General features: G+C 67.1%; 19 protein-coding genes. 10 read left to right on the top strand and 9 right to left on the bottom strand.

Annotated elements, in window-relative coordinates; genetic code table 11:
* The first annotated feature begins 20 nt into the window (after window positions 1-20).
* The 7 genes from C8N44_RS01300 to C8N44_RS01330 all read left to right on the top strand — a co-directional run bounded on the left by C8N44_RS01300 (window position 21) and on the right by C8N44_RS01330 (window position 7,256).
* Window positions 21-1,529: a M81 family metallopeptidase gene (locus tag C8N44_RS01300; RefSeq protein ID WP_107974340.1), complete on the top strand. Its 1,509-nt coding sequence runs from the start codon at window positions 21-23 to the stop codon at window positions 1,527-1,529.
* The gene (locus tag C8N44_RS01305; RefSeq protein ID WP_107974341.1) at window positions 1,526-2,269 is read left to right on the top strand and encodes an SDR family oxidoreductase; all 744 of its coding nucleotides are present in this window, start codon (window positions 1,526-1,528) and stop codon (window positions 2,267-2,269) included. Before C8N44_RS01300 ends, C8N44_RS01305 begins: the two co-directional genes overlap by 4 nt.
* A gap of 165 nt (window positions 2,270-2,434) precedes the next feature.
* Window positions 2,435-3,325 carry a carbon-nitrogen hydrolase family protein gene (locus C8N44_RS01310; RefSeq protein ID WP_107974342.1) on the top strand — a complete coding sequence of 297 codons (891 nt, stop codon included), beginning with the start codon at window positions 2,435-2,437 and terminating at the stop codon, window positions 3,323-3,325.
* 28 nt (window positions 3,326-3,353) lie between these two features.
* Entirely contained in the window at window positions 3,354-4,352 is a 999-nt protein-coding gene (locus C8N44_RS01315) for a TRAP transporter substrate-binding protein (protein WP_107974343.1), read from the top strand.
* 69 nt (window positions 4,353-4,421) lie between these two features.
* On the top strand, window positions 4,422-4,931 hold the full coding sequence (locus tag C8N44_RS01320) for a TRAP transporter small permease (protein ID WP_107974344.1): 510 nt from the start codon (window positions 4,422-4,424) through the stop codon (window positions 4,929-4,931).
* 48 nt (window positions 4,932-4,979) lie between these two features.
* Window positions 4,980-6,257 (top strand): TRAP transporter large permease, encoded by a 1,278-nt coding sequence (locus tag C8N44_RS01325; RefSeq protein WP_107974345.1) that lies wholly within the window; start codon window positions 4,980-4,982, stop codon window positions 6,255-6,257.
* Between the two features lie 84 nt (window positions 6,258-6,341).
* Complete coding sequence (locus C8N44_RS01330; RefSeq protein WP_107974346.1) at window positions 6,342-7,256, top strand: LysR family transcriptional regulator; 915 nt, start codon at window positions 6,342-6,344, stop codon at window positions 7,254-7,256.
* A gap of 58 nt (window positions 7,257-7,314) precedes the next feature.
* On the opposite strand, the gene rpe is transcribed toward C8N44_RS01330, so the two are convergent.
* From rpe to C8N44_RS01370, 8 genes are all read right to left on the bottom strand, one after another.
* On the bottom strand, window positions 7,315-7,995 hold the full coding sequence (gene rpe / locus C8N44_RS01335) for a ribulose-phosphate 3-epimerase (RefSeq protein ID WP_107974347.1): 681 nt from the start codon (window positions 7,993-7,995) through the stop codon (window positions 7,315-7,317).
* 29 nt (window positions 7,996-8,024) lie between these two features.
* Window positions 8,025-8,963 (bottom strand): 2-hydroxyacid dehydrogenase, encoded by a 939-nt coding sequence (locus tag C8N44_RS01340; RefSeq protein ID WP_107974348.1) that lies wholly within the window; start codon window positions 8,961-8,963, stop codon window positions 8,025-8,027.
* An 87-nt stretch (window positions 8,964-9,050) separates the two neighbouring features.
* Window positions 9,051-10,190, bottom strand: coding sequence for a rod shape-determining protein RodA (rodA, locus tag C8N44_RS01345; RefSeq protein WP_107974349.1), 1,140 nt, complete (start codon window positions 10,188-10,190; stop codon window positions 9,051-9,053).
* A complete protein-coding gene (gene mrdA, locus C8N44_RS01350; RefSeq protein WP_107974350.1) occupies window positions 10,187-12,106 on the bottom strand; it encodes a penicillin-binding protein 2 in 1,920 nt (639 codons plus the stop codon). Before mrdA ends, rodA begins: the two co-directional genes overlap by 4 nt.
* Window positions 12,103-12,642, bottom strand: a complete 540-nt coding sequence (locus C8N44_RS01355) for a rod shape-determining protein MreD (RefSeq protein ID WP_107974351.1) — start codon at window positions 12,640-12,642, stop codon at window positions 12,103-12,105. Before C8N44_RS01355 ends, mrdA begins: the two co-directional genes overlap by 4 nt.
* A complete protein-coding gene (gene mreC, locus C8N44_RS01360; protein ID WP_107974352.1) occupies window positions 12,635-13,561 on the bottom strand; it encodes a rod shape-determining protein MreC in 927 nt (308 codons plus the stop codon). The genes C8N44_RS01355 and mreC overlap by 8 nt, the downstream gene beginning before the upstream one ends.
* A gap of 79 nt (window positions 13,562-13,640) precedes the next feature.
* The gene (locus C8N44_RS01365; RefSeq protein ID WP_107974353.1) at window positions 13,641-14,687 is read right to left on the bottom strand and encodes a rod shape-determining protein; all 1,047 of its coding nucleotides are present in this window, start codon (window positions 14,685-14,687) and stop codon (window positions 13,641-13,643) included.
* Between the two features lie 158 nt (window positions 14,688-14,845).
* Complete coding sequence (locus C8N44_RS01370) at window positions 14,846-15,487, bottom strand: alpha/beta hydrolase family protein (RefSeq protein WP_107974354.1); 642 nt, start codon at window positions 15,485-15,487, stop codon at window positions 14,846-14,848.
* A gap of 273 nt (window positions 15,488-15,760) precedes the next feature.
* Between C8N44_RS01370 and C8N44_RS01375 the strand changes: the two genes are divergently transcribed.
* Window positions 15,761-18,265 carry a GcvT family protein gene (locus C8N44_RS01375; protein WP_107974355.1) on the top strand — a complete coding sequence of 835 codons (2,505 nt, stop codon included), beginning with the start codon at window positions 15,761-15,763 and terminating at the stop codon, window positions 18,263-18,265.
* 1 nt (window position 18,266) lies between these two features.
* Window positions 18,267-19,058 (top strand): hypothetical protein, encoded by a 792-nt coding sequence (locus C8N44_RS01380; protein ID WP_107974356.1) that lies wholly within the window; start codon window positions 18,267-18,269, stop codon window positions 19,056-19,058.
* 71 nt (window positions 19,059-19,129) lie between these two features.
* Here the strand turns inward: C8N44_RS01380 and C8N44_RS01385 are convergent, their stop codons facing one another.
* On the bottom strand, window positions 19,130-19,879 hold the full coding sequence (locus C8N44_RS01385) for a DUF4336 domain-containing protein (protein WP_107974357.1): 750 nt from the start codon (window positions 19,877-19,879) through the stop codon (window positions 19,130-19,132).
* A gap of 70 nt (window positions 19,880-19,949) precedes the next feature.
* Between C8N44_RS01385 and C8N44_RS01390 the strand changes: the two genes are divergently transcribed.
* Window positions 19,950-20,399, top strand: a complete 450-nt coding sequence (locus C8N44_RS01390) for a YtoQ family protein (RefSeq protein WP_107974358.1) — start codon at window positions 19,950-19,952, stop codon at window positions 20,397-20,399.
* Window positions 20,400-20,472 lie beyond the last annotated feature (73 nt).

Here is a 20,472-nt window from a genome sequence, read left to right on the forward strand (position 1 = left end):
CCAGACGCAAGGAGACCCGCGTGAGGGTATTTACCGCTTCCCTGGCGACAGAAACCAACACCTTCTCGCCGCTGCCCACCGACCGCGCGGCCTTCGAGGCGGGCTTTTACGCAGGCCCCGGCGAACACCCTGAAACGCCCACGCTCTGTTCCTCGCCAGTGCCGATCCTGCGGCGGCGTGGTCGAGAGGAGGGCTTTACCGTCATCGAAGGCAGTTCGACCTGGGCGGAACCGGCGGGGCTCATCAAACAGGAGACCTTCGAGGAGCTGCGCGACGAGATCCTCGACCAGCTGCGCGCGGCGCTGCCGGTGGACGGCGTGGTGCTTGGTCTGCACGGCGCCATGGTGGCGCAGGGCTACGACGACTGCGAGGGTGACCTGCTGGAACGGGTCCGGGCCATCGTCGGGCCGGACGTGGTGCTGGCGGCGGAGTTCGATCCGCACAGCCACCTGACGGCAAAGCGCGTGGCCCAACTTGATATCGCGGCGGCCTTTCTCGAATTCCCGCATACGGATTTCCAGGAACGCGGCGCCCACGTGGTGGACCTTGCTCTGCGCACGCTGCGGGGCGAGATCACCCCGGTGATTTCCACATTCGACTGCCGCATGATCGGGATCTATCCCACCAGCCAGCAGCCCATGCGCGGCTTCGTCGACCGGATGAAGGTGCTCGAAGGGCAGGGCGCCATCCTGTCGTGCTCGGTCATCCACGGATTCATGGCGGGCGACGTGCCCGAGATGGGCACGCGCATCCTTGTGGTCAGCGACAACGCGCCCGAGGAAGGCGCGGCGCTGGCGCAACGGCTGGGCGAGGAGCTTTATGCCCTGCGCGGCCAGACGGCGATGGCGATCCTCGACTACGAGGAAGGCATCGACCTTGCACGTGAAACCTACGCCGCCGACCCGTCGAAGCCCGTGACCATCGCTGACACCTGGGACAATCCCGGCGGCGGCTGCGCAGGGGACGGAACCTTCGTGCTCAGGTCGCTGATCGCGCGGCAGGTCGAGCGGGTTGCCGTTGGCGCGATCTGGGATCCGATCGCCGTCAGCTTCTGCCATGCCGCGGGGCAGGGCGCGCATCTGCGTCTGCGCTTCGGCGGCAAGGCCGGGGCCGAGGCGGGCCTGCCCATCGACGCCGATATCGAGGTGCGGCACCTTTCCGAGGAAGGCCACCAGAGCTTTCGCGCAAGCCGGGTTTCGCTGGGACGGTCGGCCACGGTGCGCATCATCGGCACCGAGATCGACATCGTCCTGATCTCGAGCCGGACCCAGACCTACGAGCCGACGCTCTTCTCCAACCAGGGCGTCGATTTCACCGGCAAGGAGATCCTGCTGGTCAAGTCGACCAACCACTTCCACGCGGGCTTCGACCCGGTGTCGTCGCGGATCATCCACGTCGACAGCCCCTCGTCCTATCCGACCAAGCCGGCCCTGACCGACTATCGCAAGGCGGGACGTGATTTCTGGCCCAAGGTGGCGGACCCGCTGGGGCTCGACGAGGCGACGGTCGAGAAGGAGGCGCAGGCATGATACTGACAGGCAAGAGGGCGGTCCTGACCGGCGCCGGCGGCGGAATCGGGCGCGCCATGATGGAGGCGCTGCGCGCCGCAGGCGCCACGGTCGTGGCCTGCGACAGGGCGGGCTCTGCGCCCGAGGCCGACGAGATGGTCGAGTTCGACATCACCGACGTGGCCGAGAGCGAGGCCGCGGCGGCGCGGATTGCCGAAAAGCCGGTGGATGTGCTGATCTCGAACGCGGGCGGGTCGCGGACGGACCTCATGGAGCAGACAGATTCTGCAGTGATCCAGGCGGAAATGCAACTTAACTTCACCGGGGCGGCGGTCTTCAGCCGCGCCCTGCTGCCAGCCATGCGCGGGCGGCCCGATGGGGCGGCAGCGGTCTTTGTCGCCTCGGTCAATGGCCTCGCGCATTACGGCAACCCGGCCTATTCCGCGGCCAAGGCGGGGCTCATCGCCTGGTCGCGGGCTCTGGCGACCGAGGAGGGCCGCCTCGGCATCCGGTCCAACGTCGTGGCGCCCGGGTCGGTGCACACCGCCGCCTGGGACGAGCGCAAGGCGCGTCAGCCCGAGATATTCGGGCGTGTCACCGGGCTTTACCCGCTTGGTCGGCTCGTCCGCCCCGAGGAAGTGGCGAATGCCGCGATCTTCCTGGCCTCATCTTTGTCGAGCGGCGTCACAGGGACCGTCCTGCCGGTGGACGCGGGCCTGACGGCGGGCAATCTGCCCTTTATCGATATCATCTCGGGCTGAGTTGGTCGGCAGCCGGTGCCTCCGGCCTGCCCGCACAGTTTGTTTTTTCAGCCACTTGCGGCGTGGCTGATAATTTCCTTACACCCCGTGCAAGCCTCTTGCGGCTGACATACGGCGGCGACGCTCGCTAGCATTCTCCGAAATCGGCGTCCGAGGACGTCCCAGATGCGGAGTTTCTTCATGCGCGAGGCGGTTCAGGCCAGCGTCGTCCAACACCGACCTGCGGAAAAGCAGGAGCGGCAGGCGAATATCGACTTCATCCTTGCGACGCTCGCCGACGAGGCGAAATCGGGCGCCGAGCTGGTGGTCTTTCCAGAGGTGGGCATCACCAACTTCTTCAGACACGGTCCGGGCGGGATGCGCGATCTCTGGGAGACGGCCTCGATCACGCTGGACAGTCCCGAGATCGAGGTGGTCCGCGACGCGGCGCGGCGTCTCAACCTCTATACCGTCGTGGGCTTCAACGAACGCTCGGATACGTTCGGCGTGGTCTACAACAGCTCGGCGCTGATCGGTCCCGAGGGTGTCGTCGGCGTGAGCCGAAAGCAGAACTTTCCCGGTGTCGAGAAACTCTATTACACGCCGGGCCCGGCGGTGAAGGCCTTCGACTGCGGGCTTGGCCGGGTCGGCACGGTGATCTGCTACGACGCGCTATTCCCAGAGATCGCGCGGCAGCATTTCCTCGATGGTGCCGAGATGATCGTCTTTTCCTCCTCCTTCTGGCGGGGTGGCGCGCGGGGCGGCGTCGGAGACCCGGAAACCAAGCGCGACCTCTGGCACAAGCTGCCCTTTGTCACCGCCGTCCAGAACCAGGCATTCGTGCTCTCGGCCAACTGCTGCGGGACGCAGGATCTTGGCGGTGGTCTGGGGGAATGGGAACGCATGGGGCTCAGCCAGATCGCCTCTCCCGCCTCGGGCGTTCTCGCCGAGGCCGGGCAGACAGGGCAGGAGATCCTGCGCGCGACGCTGAAGCGTGACGATCTCCTGGAAGCTCGGACCAACTACCGATTCCTGTCCGAAGTGCGCAGCCGCCCCAGCGGGGCGCTTGCGGTGTGAACCGACACCCAACAGTGGAGACAACGACATGAAAACGCTCAGAACCATCCTGCCCGCAGGTCTGCTGGCCGCCGCAGCCGCGATGCCCGCCGCGGCACAGGACTACACCTTCACCTTCGCCCACGTGCTGATGGAAGACACGCCGAACGGCCAGGCGGCGATCAGCTTTGCCGAGGAAGTGGCCGAGCAATCCGACGGACGCATCCGCATCAACGTGCTGCCCGCGGGTCAGCTTGGCGGCGATGTCGAGATCATCGAGCAGCTTCAGCAGAACCTCGTGCAGATCGCGATTCCGCCCACGGCGACGCTGGGCAACTTCGAGCCCAAGCTCCAGGTGCTCGACCTGCCCTTCATCATGCCGGGTCAGGAGGCCATGGAGACCGTGCTCGACGGCGAGGCCGGACGCATGATCCTCGACACGCTCGACCAGCATGGCATGCACGGGGTGAATTTCTGGGGCGCAGGCTTCCGCCAGATCACCAACAACGTGCGCGAGGTGGCCAGCGCAGGGGACCTCGAAGGGGTCCAGATGCGGACCATGCAGGCGCCGGTGATCCTGGAGCAGTACCGCCAGTGGGGCGCAAGCCCCACCGCGATGGCCTTTGCCGAGGTCTACAACGGGCTTCAGTCCGGTGTGGTCGATGGCCAGGAAAACCCGATCGCCAACATCGTCTCGATGCGCTTCTACGAGGTGCAGGACCACATCACGATCTCCAACCATGCCTACCACGGTTACGCCGCGGTGGTGAACGAGCAGGCTTGGAACCAGCTTCCCGATGATCTGAAGGAGGTCATGACCGAGGCGTTCGACAACGCCCGTGACCTCGCGCGCGAACTGACCGTGGACTACGAGGCAGAGCAGCTCGAGGCCATCGGGGACGAGATCGCGATCAAGCGGCTGAGCGATGAAGAGCTTTCGGCCTTCATCGAGGCCAGCTACCCGGTGCACGAGGCCTTCGCCGACGTGGTGACGCCGGAACTGATCCAGACCATCTACGACGCCACCGGCGCGGGTCCGGAGCAGTAACACGACCTTCGGCGGGGTGGCGCGGGATCCGCGCCGCCCCGGCTTGTCCGACCGACGGAGGCAATACCGATGATACGACTTCTCGACCGCTGCCTCGAAAGGTTCGAAGGCGCCATGATGGTGGTCTGCATGGCCGTTGCCATCACGCTGACCTTCACGCAGGTGGTCCTGCGCTACGTGTTCAACGCGCCGCTCTTCTGGGCCGAGGAAGTGGTGCTCTACGCGATCATCTGGATGAGCTTCGTCGGCATCAGCTACGGGCTGCCGCGGGCGAGCCACATCTCGGTGGACGTGCTCGAGGCCTTTCTGCCGTCGCGCTTCGCATGGCCGTTCAGGATCCTGTCCTGCGCGCTGGGGATCGTCTTCGGCGTGGTGCTGCTCTGGCTCGGCTGGAAACTGACAGCCACGACGTTCGGCCGGGGACAGCTTTCGCCCGCGCTGAGAATCCCGATGGGCTACGTCTACGCGATCATCCCCTTCGCGGGCCTCGCCACGGCCTTTCGCTATGCCCTGGAATTCGGCCGGAGCTGGCGTGGCGACACGCGTCCGGTGGGCGAAGAGACGCCGACGCTGATGTGATCCGGCCGCTGCGCCGCCCTTCCACGTACAACCACGAGGCCTGCCGACATGCTTCCTGCCCTGCTCGTCATCTTCGCGCTTCTCCTGCTGCTCGGCCTGCCGATCTTTGCCGCGCTTTCGCTGTCGGTGGCCGGTGCGGTCTCGTCCGGCGGCATGCTCGATCCGGTGATCATGCCGATGCGCATGTTCTGGGGCATGAACAACTTCTCGCTCATGGCGATCCCGTTCTTCATTCTCGCATCCGAGCTCATGCGGATCGGCGGCCTGTCGCAGCGGCTGATCGACTTCGCCGAGGCGCTGATCGGCTGGGTGCCGGGCGGGCTCGCGGCCGCGACGGTTCTGTCGTGCCTCTTCTTCGGGTCGATATCGGGGTCGAGTCCTGCCACCGTGATCGCCATCGGCAGCATCATGTTCCCGGCCCTTGTCGAGGCCGGCTATTCCAAGGCCTTCGCCATCGGCCTGATCACCACGGCAGGCACGCTCGGGCCGATCGTGCCGCCGAGCATCGCGCTCATCATCTACGGTGCCGTCACCGGTACCTCGGTCGGCAGCCTCTTCGCGGCGGGTATCCTGCCGGCCGTACTGATCGGCGGCCTGCTGATCGGCGCCTGCGTCGTCTTCGCGCTGAAGGAGGGTTATCCCCGCGCGCCGTTCCCGACCGCCGGACAGATCCTGCGGGCCTTCAGGCGCGCGGCCTGGGGGCTTGGCCTGCCGGTGGTGCTGCTGGGCGGGATCTACTCGGGCGTCTTCACGCCCACCGAGTCGGCGGCGGTGGCCTGCATGTACGGGCTGTTCGTCGGTACGGTGATCTACCGCAAGATCGGTGTGGCCGAGCTTGGCGAGATCCTGAAGTCCTCGGGGACGATCTCGGCGGCGCTGCTGCTCATCACCGCCGGGGCTGCGGCCTTCTCGTGGTTGCTGGCCTTCACCGGCACGCCGGCCGAGCTGTCCCGGCAGGTGCTGTCCACGACGGACAACTCGCTTGCCGTTGCTGCGCTCTTCAACCTGATCATGCTGGTCACCGGGTTCTTTCTCGACAGCGCCTCGGCCATCATCGTGCTGTCCCCGCTGCTCGAGCCGATCGCGGCCAAGGTGGGCATCGACCCCGTCCATTTCGGGGTGATCACGCTGGTCAACTTCTCGGTCGGGATGCTGACGCCGCCGGTGGGGCTGAACCTCTTCGTCGCCATGACCGTGTCGAAGATGTCGCTTCCGGCGATCTTCCGGGCCTGCCTGCCCTTCATCGCGATCATGATCCTGGCGCTTCTCGCGATCACCTACATCCCCGCGATCAGCATGGCCCTTCCCAATCTGATGTCGGGCTAGGCGTCCCGGCGTGGCCAAGTTCTGTTACAGCAAGGCGCGCAGGGCTGTTAGTCTGGTGTCAGACCTGACCGCAGGAGTGCCGCCATGCCGCCGGACCTCGACCGCATGAACTGGAATGACGTGAAATACTTCCTGGCGCTGGCCCGCAGGCAGCGCCTGACCGGCGCTGCGCGCGAGCTTGGCAGCACCCATGTGACGGTCTCGAACCGCGTCGCCGAGTTGGAACGCGCCATCGGGCAGCAACTCTTCTCGCAGGGGACCGACGGTTTTCGCCTGACGCGGGAGGGGAAGGCATTCCTTCCCTACGCTGAGGAATGCGAGCGACAGCTTCAGCTCGCCGCCGGTACGGGCATCGGCGAGGTGGTTCCCGTGCGGCCCTGCGTGCGCGTCGGTGTCACCGAGGGAATCGGCAACATTTATTTCGCCACCCGCTTCGCGACCTGGATCGGCCAGCGGGACATCGAGCTGGAACTGGTCACGCTGACCAAGCTCAGCCGTGTCACGCAGCGCGAGGCCGATCTTTGTGTGAACATGGAAGAGCCCGAAGGCCAGAACATCATCAAGCAGGTGCTGGTGCCCTACCGGCTGGGGATCTACGCCTCGCCGGGATACCTCGAACAGCGTCCTCCCATCGAGAGCCGCGCCGGTCTGCAGTCGCAGCTCTGGATCGGATATGTCGAGGACCTGATCTTCTCGTCCGCGCTGACCTATCACCGCGAGATTGGCGACAACCTGACCTATGCCTTCCGCGGCACCACCCTAATGACCCAGCTCGAGGCCGCCCGGTCGGGCATTGGGCTCGCCATCCTGCCGCACTACGTGGCCCACGGGCGGGGACTCGAGCAGGTCATGCCGTCGATCAGCTTCGAGCGGACCTACTGGATCTCGGCCACCACCGACCTGCACCGCTACCCGGGGCAGTATGCGGTCTGGCAGTTCATCAAGTCCGCCTGCGAAGCTGATCGGGACCTTTTCCACGGCCCTGTGACCCACCAGTGACACCACGGACCGGCTGGCGATCCGTCAGAGGATGCCCTCGGGCGGGCGAGGCGGCATCCTAGCCGACCGAGTGGCGGATCGCCTGCATGTTCGCGCCGTAGGGGGCCGGGTCCTCGACCGAGCCGCCCTTGAAGACCGAAGAGCCCGCGACAAGCACGTCGGCACCGGCGGCGACCACCGCAGGCGCGGTCTCGGGCGTGATGCCGCCGTCGATCTCGATGTGCACGGGGCGGTCGCCGATCATGGCGCGCAGTTCCGCCACCTTGTCGACCATGGAATGGATGAAGCCCTGGCCGCCGAAGCCGGGGTTCACGGTCATCACGCAGACGAGGTCGACCATGTCCAGAACCGGCGCCACGGCGCTGGACGGGGTGGCGGGGTTCAGCGCGACGCCCGCCTTGCAGCCCGCCGCCCGGATCGCCTGAAGCGTGCGGTGCAGATGGGGACCGGCCTCGGCATGGGCGGTGATCACGTCGGCGCCGGCCTTGGCGAAGGCCTCGATGTAGGGATCGACGGGCGCGATCATCAGATGCACGTCCATCACCGTGGTCACGTGCTTGCGCAGGGCCGATACCATGGGCGGGCCGAAAGTCAGGTTCGGCACGAAATGCCCGTCCATGACGTCCACGTGGATCCAGTCGGCGCCCTGGTCCTCGACCGCGCGCACCTCGCGGCCGAAGTCGGCGAAATCGGCGGCAAGGATCGAAGGCGCGATCTTGAGGCTGCGGTCGAAGGACATGGGCGTCTCCTGTTAACGTCGCGGGCGGATTAGTACCCCGCGTCGCGGTCCACAAGATGCTGCAGCGGTTTGCCCGTAATGCCGCGGCGGATGTTGTCCGCGATCACCCGGGAGGCGCTGGCCGGTCGCGTCTCGGAGGCGATGTGCGGCGTGACCGTGACCTTGTCATGCGCCCAGAAGGGATGCCCGGCGGGCAGCGGTTCGATCCGGAAGGTGTCGAGCGTGGCGTGCGAAAGCCGCCCGCTGTCGAGCGCGGCAAGCAGCGCGCCATCGTCAATCAGAGGCCCGCGGCCCGGGTTCAGCACGACCGCGCCGGGGGCCAGGCGCCCGATCGCATGGGCGTCGAGCGTGTTCTCGGTGTCGGGCGTCAGCGGGAGCAGCAGCACGACGATCTGCGCCCCGTCGAGCGCGCGGTGGAACTGGTCGGGGCCGGAATAGCAGGTCACGCCCGCGATGCTGCGCTGGCGGCGGCTCCAGCCTGTCACCGGAAAGCCCAGCTGGCGCAGGGACCGCGCGCAGGCCATGCCGAGCTCGCCGAGACCGAGGATGGTCACCGGGCGCTGAGCGGCCAACGGTGGTGCCACGTGGTTCCATTCGTGATCGGGGTTCACGATGTGGGCGTCCATGCCGAGGTGATGGCGCAGGGTGTGCCCGGTGACCCATTCGACCATGCCCTGCGTCAGGCCTTCCTCGTCGACCATTCGCGCGAGCGGCACCGTGAGGGTGGGGTTCTTCACGATGTTCTCGACGCCGGCCCAGAGGTTCAGCACCGCCCGCAGGCGGGGAAAGGCAGAGAAATCCTCGATCTCGCTGAGGCCCGGCCCGTAGATGATGTAGTCGACCTGATCCTTGGGCATGTCTGTCCCGAGCGTGTAGTCGATCTTCTGCGAGTCCAGCGCGTGGCGCAGGTGCGGCTCGTAGACGGACCAGCGTTCGGAGTTTGCGGCGAATAGGATGTTGGTGGTCATGGGGCTTCCGGTCTCTGTTTTGCCACCGGACTAGCGCAGGGCGGCCCGCAAGTGAACCGCTCTGTTTGTATGTCGCGCGGCTGCGCCTCAGCGGGGACGGTGGATGTGGGCGCTCTGGACGAGGCCGAAGGCCACCATGAGCACCAGCATGGCCGAGCCGCCGTAGCTGACCAGCGGCAGCGGTACGCCCACCACCGGGGCAAGCCCCATGACCATGGACATGTTGACCGCGAAGAACAGGAAGAAGGTCAGCCCGATCCCGAGCGTCAGCAGCGAAGAGAAGCGGTCGCGGTTCTGCAGGGCCGAGAAGATGCAGAAGAGCAGCACCAGCACGTAGAGGATCAACAGCGAGACGCCCCCGATGAAGCCGAATTCCTCGGCCAGCGTGTTGAAGATGAAGTCGGTGTGCTTCTCGGGCAGGAAGTTCAGCCGTGATTGCGTGCCTTGCATGAAGCCCTTGCCGGTCCAGCCGCCCGAGCCCATGGCGATCTTGGCCTGTGTGATGTGGTAGCCCGCCCCGAGCGGATCCGAGGAGGGATCGAGGAAGGTGTCGATGCGGCGGAACTGGTAGTCCTTGAGCAGCTGCCATTCGGTCCCGCGCGAGAGGAAGACGGTATAGATACCGCCGACACCTGCCGCGATAACGGTGGCGAAATAGGCCCAGTGCACGCCCGCGACGAACATCAGCAGCCCGCCCGCCATGACCAGCAGAAGTGCGGTCCCGAGGTCGGGCTGGATCAGCACGAAGGCGGTGGGCGCGAGGATGATCAGAACCGGCACCAATACCCAGAAGGGATGCGAGGTTTTTCGCAGCGGCAGCCAGTCGTAATAGGCGGCCAGCAGCATGATCATGGCGATCTTCATGAGCTCGGAGGGCTGCAGCCGGATGAAGCCGAGGTCGATCCAGCGTTGCGCGCCCATGCCGACGGAACCAAAGAACTCCACGAAGATCAGCAGCGCGAAGGTGCCGAGGTAGGCCAGCAGCGCCATGTTGCGCCAGAACCAGATCGGCACCATGGCCACCATGAACATGGCGGCGAGCCCCAGCACGTAGCGGCGCATCTGCGGCTCGGCCCAGGGTTGAAAGGTGCCGCCGGCCACCGAGTAGAGCATCAGGAAGCCGACGCAGGCCACCGCGCTCAGCAGCAGCACCAGCGGCCAGTTGAGGTAGAGCACCTTGCGCCAGCCCGAGGGGACCGACTTGACGGTATATTCGAGGTAACTCATGCGCGCGTCCGCTGTGCGGCTTCGCGTTCGAGGCGTTCGCGTTCGAGCCGTTCCTGCTGCGCCGAGATGCGGTCGCGGTCCTTGGTCGGGTAGACCTCGACGGGGGGCGCGCCGCCGTAGAGCGCTTGCAGCGCCACGTCCCGCGCGATGGGCCCCGCGACGGAGGACCCGCCGCCGCCGTGTTCGACCACGACCGAGACGGCGATGCTGGGGTTGTCGGCGGGCGCGAAGGTGATGAAGAGCGCGTGGTCGCGTTCCTCCCAGTCGACGTCCTCGTTGCGCACCACGCGGTTCAGCACCTGCGCGGTGCCGCTCTTGCCGGCGATGCGCATGTCGTCACCGATCACACGCGAGCCATAGCCGGTGCCGCGCCGGTCGTTACTGACCGCGTACATGCCCTTCCAGATCTGGCGCAGGTGTTCGGGCTTGATGCCCAGATCCTCGCCCCCCTGCGAGGGCGTCTCGACACCGTTGAGGCTCTTGACCAGACGGGGCGAGATGCTGCGCCCGGTGGCCACCCGGGCGGTCATCACCGCCAGCTGCAGCGGCGAGGTCAGCACGTAGCCCTGGCCGATCGAAGCGTTGACCGTGTCGCCGATGCGCCATTCCTCGCCGCGCTCGCTGCGCTTCCAGTCCTTGTCGGGGACAAGGCCGCGGGTCACGGCGGACATGCCGATGTCGTAGGCCGTGCCGAGCCCCAGCCTGCGCGCCATGTCGGCGATCTTGTCGATGCCGACCTTGAGCGCGAGGTCGTAGTAGTAGACGTCGCAGCTTTCGCGAAGCGAGCCTTCCATGTTCAGGTGCCCGTGCCCGCCGCGTTTCCAGCAGCGGAACTGCCGGGTGCCGACCTTGAGGTAGCCGGGGCACCAGACGGTTTCCTCGGGGCCGACCACGCCGGCCTCGAGCGCCGCAAGCGCGGTGACGACCTTGAAGGTCGAGCCGGGCGGGTAGGCGTCCTGCACGGTCTTGGAGGCAAGCGGCCGGTGGTTGTTGTCGCGCAGCTCGCCGTAGTCGGCGACCGAGATGCCCCGCACGAACTTGTTGGGATCGTAGGAGGGCGCCGAAGCCACGGCCAGCAGGTCGCCCTTTTCGAGGTCCATGACCACGACCGAGGCGGATTCCTCGCCAAGGCGCGCCTGCACGTACTCCTGCAGCGACGCGTCGATGGTCAGCTGTAGGTCGTTGCCGGCCTCGCCCTCGCGGCGGTCGATCTCGCGCATGACGCGGCCCACGGCGTTGACCTCGACGCGCTTGGCGCCGGCCTCGCCGCGCAGCTGCTGCTCATACTTCGCCTCGATGCCGACCTTGCCGATCTGGAAGCGCGGGATGCGCAGCAGCGGCGGCGGATCCTCGTAGGCGGCCAGATCGCGATCCGACACAGGCCCCACGTAGCCCGCCACATGCGCGAAGAGTTCCTTGCTCGGGTAGATGCGGCTGAGGCCCACCTCGGGCGACACCCCGGGCAGGGCAGGGGCGTTGACGGCGACGCGGCTCACGGCCTCCCAGCTCACGCGGTCGGCAATGGTGATCGGCAGGAAGGGTGGGCTTCGGTCCATCTCGGCCAGCGCCCGGTTGAGTTCGCCCTCGTCCAGCTCGATCAGCTGCGACAGCCGCGCGATGACCTCTTCGACGTTGTCCGCGTCCTCGCGCACCATGGTGATGCGGTAGGCGGGCGCGTTCTCGGCGATCACGCGGCCCTCGCGGTCGAAGATACGGCCGCGCGCCGGCGGGATCAGACGGATGTTGATCCGGTTCTCCTCGGCCAGCAGGCGGAATTCGTCGGCTTGGTCGACCTGGAGCTGGCGCATGCGCAGGGCGAGCGCCCCGGCAAAGCCTAGCTGCGCCCCACCGAGGATGAGACCCCGCCGGGTGATGCGGCGGGAGCTTTCGGCCGTTTCGCGCGGTATGCGTCTCATAGCGAACGTCCCATCGGGTCGAAATCTCCGGGGGCGGTGTGGCGCACGTTCAGGAAGACGTGCGAGACCGCCACCACAAGCGGGTAGATCAGAACAGTGCCCACGTACTGGATCAGCGCCAAGTAAAGCGTGCCGGGCGATACGATCAAGAGGGCAAGCACAAAGCGATAGATCACGGTTATGGCAGCCAGCACGATGGCGACCGTCAGCCATTCCTCGAAGAAGGTGTTGTCGCGGATGCGCCGGTCGCGCCGCTTGAGCCACTCGGTAGCCATCAGCGCCAGTGCCGCCCAGAGCCCCGGCGGGCGCTGCAGGAGCAGGTCGCACAGCAGCATGACCCCGGCCACAAGCAGGGCGGGCAGGAAGTCCGGCCGCCTGAGCGCCCAGGAAAAGGTGACCGCGATCAGCAGATCGGGCGCCACAAGGCGGCTCGGCTCCATCTCGAAGGGCAGGAGATGGAAGAAGACCACCACCAGCGCGATCCCGACATAGCTCACGCGCATCAGCCAGACCTGTCCGGCGCGGGGGTCAGCCATCTCCGGCGCTCGCGTCCGAATCCCCGCTCGTCGCGCCCTCGGGGTCCGAGTCGGGCAGTTCCGCCGGGGTGATGAGGGCGCTGGGCTGGTCCACCTGGCGCGCGCCATGGTCGCGCAGCACCCGAAGGAACTCGAGCCGCTCGTAGTCCGCGGCCAGCCGCGCCCTCAGGCGCCCGCCCGCGTCCTTGGCGACCTGGCCGATCAGCAGGCCGGGCGGAAAGACCTCGCCATCGCCCGAAGTGACGATGCGGTCGCCGGGGCGGACCTGCCCCGAATCCTCGAGGAAATCGATATGCGGCGCGCCGGTGTTGTCGCCCACCACAAGGGCCCGCTGGCCCGAAGGCTGGATCACCGCCGGGATGCGGCTGGTGGCATCGGTGAGCAGGATGACCCGGCTGGTGTTCTGCCCGACGCCCGAGATACGTCCGACAAGGCCGATGCCGTCCATGGTGGCCCAGCCGTCTACGATGCCGTCACGGCCGCCCACGTTGATGAGCACCGACTGCCGGAAGGGCGATCCGCTGTCGGCCAGCACGACGCCGGTGATGTAGGTCAGCCGCGGGTCGAGTTGCACGTTGTTGAGATCGCGCAGCCGGGCGTTCTCCTGTTCGAGCTGCAGGGCCGCTTCCTTCCAGGCCGTCATCTGGCGCAGCTCGCGGCGCAGTTCCTGGTTCTGGTCGTAGATCTGCTGGTAGCTGCGGAAATCGCGCAGGATGTTCACCGTGGCGGTGACCGGAGCCATGGCCCAGTCCATCTGCGGCACCACTGCGTCGACCACCTGCGCCCGGAACCGTTCCACGCGCGGGCTGTCGATTCGCCAGAACAGGAACAGCCCGAGCAGGCACATCACGAGAACCGTCAGAAGCAGGCGCTTCAGCGGACCGGTATAATTGTCCTGGCTCGCGCGGTCCTGGGCCAAGCGGGTGCCTCCTCACGCGGGGGTCGGTTCTGGTAGGTTGGCCGGTCTGCCCCTGCCATGGCAAGGGCGCACCGGGGGGTCAGCTGTCGTAGTCGATGGCGTGACGCAGCTGTTTTTCGTATTCCAGCGCCTTGCCGGTGCCGAGCGCCACGCAGTTGAGGCTCTCGTCCGCGATCGAGACGGCAAGACCGGTCTGTTCGCGCAGGGCGAGGTCGAGATCGCCCAGAAGCGCGCCGCCTCCGGTCAGCATCACGCCGCGGTCGACGATGTCGGCGGCAAGATCCGGCGGCGTCGCCTCGAGCGCGGTCATCACCGCCTCGCAGATCGACTGGACCGGCTCGCTCAGCGCCTCGGCGACCTGCGCCTGGCTGATCTCGGTCTCCTTCGGGACACCGTTCAGCAGGTCGCGCCCGCGGATCTGCATGGAACTGCCGCGCCCGTCGTCGGGCATCCGCGCCGTGCCGATCGAGGTCTTGATGCGCTCCGCGGTGCTGTCGCCCACGAGCAGGTTCTGCTGGCGGCGCAGGTAGTTGATGATCGCCTCATCCATGCGGTCACCACCGACGCGCACGGAGCGTGCGTAGACGATGTCGCCCAGCGACAGGACCGCCACCTCGGTGGTGCCGCCACCGATGTCGACGACCATGTTACCGGTCGGATCGGTGATGGGCATGCCCGCGCCGATGGCGGCGGCGATCGGCTCCGCGATCAGGCCCGCCTTGCGGGCACCCGCGCTCAGCACCGACTGGCGGATGGCGCGCTTTTCGACGGGCGTGGCGCCGTGCGGCACGCAGACGATGACCTTGGGCTTGGAGAAGGTTGACCGCTTGTGCACCTTGCGGATGAATTCCTTGATCATCGCCTCGGCCGTGTCGAAGTCGGCGATGACACCTTCGCGCATGGGGCGTATGGCCTCGATGCTGCCCGGGGTCCGTCCAAGCATCAGCTTGGCGTCCTCGCCTACGGCAAGCACCTTCTTGACTCCGTCTTTCACGTGATAGGCGACGACGGAGGGTTCGGACAGGATAATCCCTTTGCCCTTGACGTAGACGAGCGTGTTCGCCGTCCCGAGGTCGATGGCCATGTCCGAGGAGAACAGGCCCATGAGTTTGTCCAGTCCAAGCATCCGCGTCCGTTTCCCATATGCTGCGGCGCCCGCGACACCAGTGCCGCGGGCGCTTGCCCTTATAGGGCCCGGGTCCATTACGCGAAAGGGGATGCGCCGCCAAATCAGCGTGAATTCGCAAAGCACCTCAACGTGATCGGGTCGCGGGCGCCCTTTGATCAGGCAGGCCAGGCCTGCGGGATGCGTTCGCGGTGCCGCTTGAGCTTCAGCAGGTCCTTGTAGTTGTCGATGCGGTGATCCTCTCCGACATTCGGCTCCTCGGGCGACATCCAGTAGAGGCTGCCCATATGCCGGAACCCCAGGAAGGGCGGGGGGACGTGGGCCACCGTGTCGTCGGTCCGGTTGACGTTGACCACCCAGCCCTCGCCACGCAGCCGGGTCGCCGTCTTGGTCGTCCTCGGCGAGGCGAAGGCTACCGTGGGCGTACCGAGCGAGGCGCCCACGATCTGTGCAGAGGCCGCGCCCAGCGAATGGCCCACCACGAACTTCGGCCGCAGCCCCTTGGCGAAGGTGTAGACCACCTGCGCATGTTCGAGAAACCCGCCATGGTAGAGCGATCCGCTGTCGCCGGGCATGACCTCGAAGCCGTGCGTCTCGGGCGACTCGGCTCCGAACTGCAGGTTGAAGTCGAACCAGTCCGAAAACTCGTTGGTGCCCGGAATGATCAGCGTGCCGTCCTTCAGGTAATGCGCCTGCACGCCGCGGATGTCGATCGAGGTGTCTACCCGGTCCCCGAGCGCATCGGCATAGGCATCGCGGATGAGGTCGGCGGCCTCGTCGAGGGTGAGGGTCTCGGTCATGGGAAATCTCCCTTCCTGAAAATGTCTCGTCGGAAATGCCAGCAGGATACACGAGGTCGTGGCGCCGGTCTGGTCGGGTATTGCGCCGTTGCGCAGGGCCGTGGGCCTGTGCGTGGTGCGGGTGGCTCGGGTCCGGACCCCGCGTCAAACCCGCACGCCCCCCGTTCCGCATTACCCCATGTCGGTTTCACGCCAGCGAGCGTCGCGCCGCGCGGCATGCGCGCGGCGCCCAGCCGCTATCCCTCCGGAAATATCCAACGTGCGGAGTGCGTCATGAAAACCCATGTCAAAGCCCTGGTGGTCGGCGGCGGCGCCGTCGGCACCTCGATCGCCTACCACTTGGCCAAGGCCGGCTGGGAAGATGTTGTTCTGCTCGAACGCGACGAACTGACCTCGGGCTCCACCTGGCACGCCGCGGGCCTGCTGCCGCTCTTCAACATGAGCTACGCCACAACGCACATCCACAAGTACTCGGTCGACTTCTACAAGACCCTCGAGGCCGAGACCGGGCTCAACGCCGGCTTCTCGGTCGTGGGCAACCTGCGCATGGCGCAGACGAAGGAGCGGATGGACGAGTACCGGCTCTATGCCACCACGGCCGAGACCTGCGACGTCCCCTACGAGTGGATGACGCCCGCGCAGATCAAGGAGCGCTGGCCGCTGGTGAACATCGAGGGGCTCGAAGGCGCGATCTTCCACCCCACCGACGGCTACATCAACCCCGCCGATGTCACCATGGCCATGGCCAAGGGCGCCCGCCAGCGCGGCGTCACGATCGAGCGCAAGTGGCAGGTCGACGGCTACGAGTGGACCGGCTCCGAGTGGAAGGTGACGCTGACCAAGATGGTCGAGAAGGGCGGCAACCTCGTCCCCTCCGAGGAAACCACCACGATCACCGCCGAACACGTCGTCACCGCCACCGGCAACCACGCGCAGCGCACGGCAAAGCTCCTGGGCATCAAGATCCCCGCCATCCCGGTCGAGCACCAGTTCATCGTGACCGAACCTGACCCGGCGCTGGTGGAATACCGCAAGAACGGCGGCGCCGAGCACCCGGTGCTGCGTGACGCCGACGCCAAGTGGTACGTCCGCGAGGAACGCGGCGGCTGGATCCTCGGCCCCTACGAACGTAACGCCCCCGCGCGCTTCGAATACGGCGTGCCCGACAGCTTCCGCGCCGACCTCTTCCCGCTCGATCTCGAGCGGATCGAGGAAGAATACATGTCCATGATTCACCGGCTTCCTAGCTCGGAGGAAGTAGGTCTCAAGGATGATTTCAACGGCCCGATTTGCTACACGCCCGACGGCAACCCGTTGGTCGGCCCCGCGCCCGGCCTGCGCAACATGTGGCTGGCCGAGGGCTTCTCCTTCGGCATCACCGCCGCCGGCGGCACCGGCTACTACCTCGCCCAGATGATGGTCGAGGGCGAGGCCGAGATCGACATGGCCAGCCTCGATCCCAAGCGCTACGGCAGCTGGATGACGACCGAATACGCCGCCCGCAAGAACGAGGAGGCCTACGAGCACGTCTACATCCTGCACCACCCCGACGAGGAACGCGAAGCCGCCCGCCCGCTGCGCACGGCGCCCGCCTACGACCGCCAGAAGGCGCTGGGCGCGCAGTTCGGCTCGGTCAACGGCTGGGAACGGCCCAACTACTACGGCCCGCTCGACGCGCCCGCCGATTTCGACCACGAGGCGCGCAGCTTCCGCCGCGGCGGCTGGTGGCAATACGCGGTGGACGAGGCCAGGGCCGTGCGCGAAGGCGCGGGCCTGATCGACGCCACCGCCTTCACCAAGCACCTGGTCAAGGGCCCCGGCGCCACCGCCTTCCTCGACTGGTTCACCTGCAACAAGCTGCCGAAGGTCGGGCGCATCAACCTGACCTACGCGCTGACCGACCACGGCACCACGCGCACCGAATACACCATCGTGCGGCTGGCCGAGGATGAATACTACCTCATCTCCGCCGGGGCCTGGACCGCCTATGACGGCGACTACCTGCGCAAGGCCGCCGACGACAAGAAGGCCGAAATGGGCTGGATCGAGATCCAGGACGTGACCACCCAGTGGGGCGTCTTCGCGATCGCGGGTCCGAAGTCGCGCGACGTGCTGAAAGAGATCGTCAAGGACGCCGATCCCGAGACCGTGCTGGGCAACAAGCGTTTCCCCTGGCTTTCCTGCCGCGACATCGAGCTCGGCATGGTGCCGGTGCGCGCCATCCGCGTGGCCTATACCGGGGAACTCGGCTGGGAGCTTCACCACCCGATCGAGATGCAGAACCACCTCTGGGACCTGCTGATGAAGGCGGGCGAAAAGCATGGGCTGAAGCTTGTCGGCGGCCGCGCCCAGAACTGGCTGCGCCAGGAGAAGAGCTACCGCGCCTTCGGGCACGAGCTTGGCCGCGACGCCACCCCGCTCGAGGCCGACCTGCCGCGCTTCGTGGATCTTTCCAAGGACTTCCACGGCAAGGCGAAGCTCGAGGAAACCGGCATCCGCAGCAAATGCGTGACCGTGCTCATCGACGGTCCCGAGGATGCCGATCCCTGGGGCCGCGAGGCGCTCTATACCGAGGACGGCACCCGCGTCGGCCGCCTCACCTCGGGCGGCTACTCGGTGGCCTTCGGCAAGGCCATCGGCATGGGCTACGTCTCGCCCGACCTCGCCGTCGCGGGCACCAAGCTCAAGGTGAAGATGCTCGACAGCCTCTGGGACGCCACCGTGACCGAGGACAGCCCCTACGACCCGAAGAACGAAAAGCTCCGGGCCGACGGCTGACATGCGCCGCGCCGCCATCATCGCAGTGCTCCTGCTCTCGGTGCTGGCGGCGCTTTTCTTCCAGCGCAACCCGGTGACCGGCGGCGCGCAGCGCTATGCCACCACGGTGGCGGCCTCGGCCGGGGGCGTCTACCTGACCCTGCGCTCGCTCAACGCCTTCCTCTCCACCGCGCAGGAGATCGAGGTCGGTGGCACTTTCCTCGTCTCCGGCACGGCGCACCCCTCCAAGGCCCTCGAACCCGTCGACGATACGGTGGAGCGCGTCGCGGGCCTTGTCTTCTTCGTCATGGTTGCCACCGGCGTGCTGTCGGTGGCCATGGGACCGGCCAGCGCGCTGGGCTACGCCATGCTCACCCTCGCGGCGGCGCTCTGGCTGGTCACGGCGCGGGGCGGGCAGGGCGCGCGCGTCGCACGCCGGCTGGGCTGGTACGGGGCCTTTCTCGGCCTCGCCGTGCCCCTCTCCTTCCTGCTGGCCGCGCTTCTCTCCGAGCTGATGACGGCGAGCGTCATGGCGCAGAACGCCGCGATCCTCACCGAGATCACCGCGCAGGCCGATCCGGCCCTTGTGCCCGAGGCCCCAGACAACGGCTGGCTGCCGGACATCGGTGGCATGTGGGACGATCTCGACCGCTACCGCAGTCTCGCGGGCGGCATCTACGCCCGTGCGGACGAACTTATCGCGAGCCTGATCTCCATCCTCGCGGTCTTCCTCTTCCGCCTGCTGATCCTGCCCGCGCTGCTCATGGGCGGGCTCCTCGTCGTGGCCCGCAATCTCGCCCGCCCGGCGTCCTGACCCCTCGATTCTTCTTGGCACAAGTATCCCGGGGGAGGCCCGCAGGGCCGGGGGCAGAGCCCCCGCCGACCTCAAACCCAGGCAAACGCCCGTTCCAGTTCCGCGACACCGCCGCTTTCGAAGCAATCGCCGTGCGCCACCACGATGTGCTCCGGCGCCCAGGCCTTCATCACCGCCAGCGCCCGAGGCGCCCGCGCGTGCCGGCCTAGGTAGCTCAGCCGCAGGTCCAGCGGCAGCCGCCCCCGGGGCGCCAGCGCCCCCGAGACCCGCAAAAGCCTGCGGAACAGCGGCGAGCGCACCCGCTCTGGCGCGAAGTTCTCGATGAGATCGGCCAGCACCAGGGTCCGGCTCCCGCGGTGAAAGAAGACCACCTCCTCGATGAGCTGCGAGCCGCGGAAAACCACCTGGTCGATCGCGCCCGCCCAGTCGGGCGGCGCGGCATCGCCGAGGTCGTCGGTAAAGTCCACCTCGATCCCCTGCGACGCGGCCCGTTCCCGCACCCCGGGCGAGGCCCAGACCCGCGCCGCGGGGAAAAGCGCCGCCCAGGCGGGGATATGGGCGTAGTGGATCGCGTTGGGCGACACGATGTACGCCACCTCGCCAAGCGCCGAAACCTCCGCCACCAGCCCCGGCGCCGCCTCCACCGGCGACCAGAGCCAGAGCCCGCCGCCAGGCAGACGGATCACCACCATGCGCGTGGTGAAGGGCAGCGCGGTCGGCCCGTAGCGCATGGAGATCACGCCGCCGTCCGCGATCCAGATCCCCGGGCCGAACGGCTTCAACACGTGCAGCGGCCTGTAGGGCTCCAGCAGTCCGGTCATGACATCCCCCCGTTTGTCCCCACACCCAAAGAACCCTATGACCATGACGACACCACGACAGGAGCATGCCATGACCCTCAAGGTCTACCTTTCCGGGGAAATCCACACCGACTGGCGCGAGGTCATCACCAGTGGCGCCGCCGGTCTCGACGTCGCCTTCGACGCCCCCGTCACCGACCATGCCGCCAGCGACGACTGCGGTGTCGCCATCCTCGGGGCCGAGGACGACAAGTTCTGGCACGATCGCAAGGGCGCGCTGATGAACGCCATCCGCACCCGCAAGGGGATCGAGCAGGCCGACGTGGTCGTCGTGCGCTTCGGCGACAAGTACAAGCAGTGGAACGCGGCGTTCGATGCGGGCTTCGCCGCGGCGCTGGGCAAGTCGCTCATCGTCCTGCAACCGCCCGAGCACGACCACGCCCTCAAGGAAGTCGACGCCGCTGCCCTTGCGGTGGCCCGCACCCCCGAGGAGGTCGTGCAGATCCTCACCTACGTCCAGAAGGGCATGCTGCCGGGCTAGGGCGCGCCCGGCGCTCCTTCTCACCCCAAATACCTCGGGGGAGGCCCGCAGGGCCGGGGGCAGAGCCCCCATC

The sequence above is a fragment of the Allosediminivita pacifica genome (assembly GCF_003054175.1).
Lineage (GTDB): Bacteria > Pseudomonadota > Alphaproteobacteria > Rhodobacterales > Rhodobacteraceae > Allosediminivita > Allosediminivita pacifica.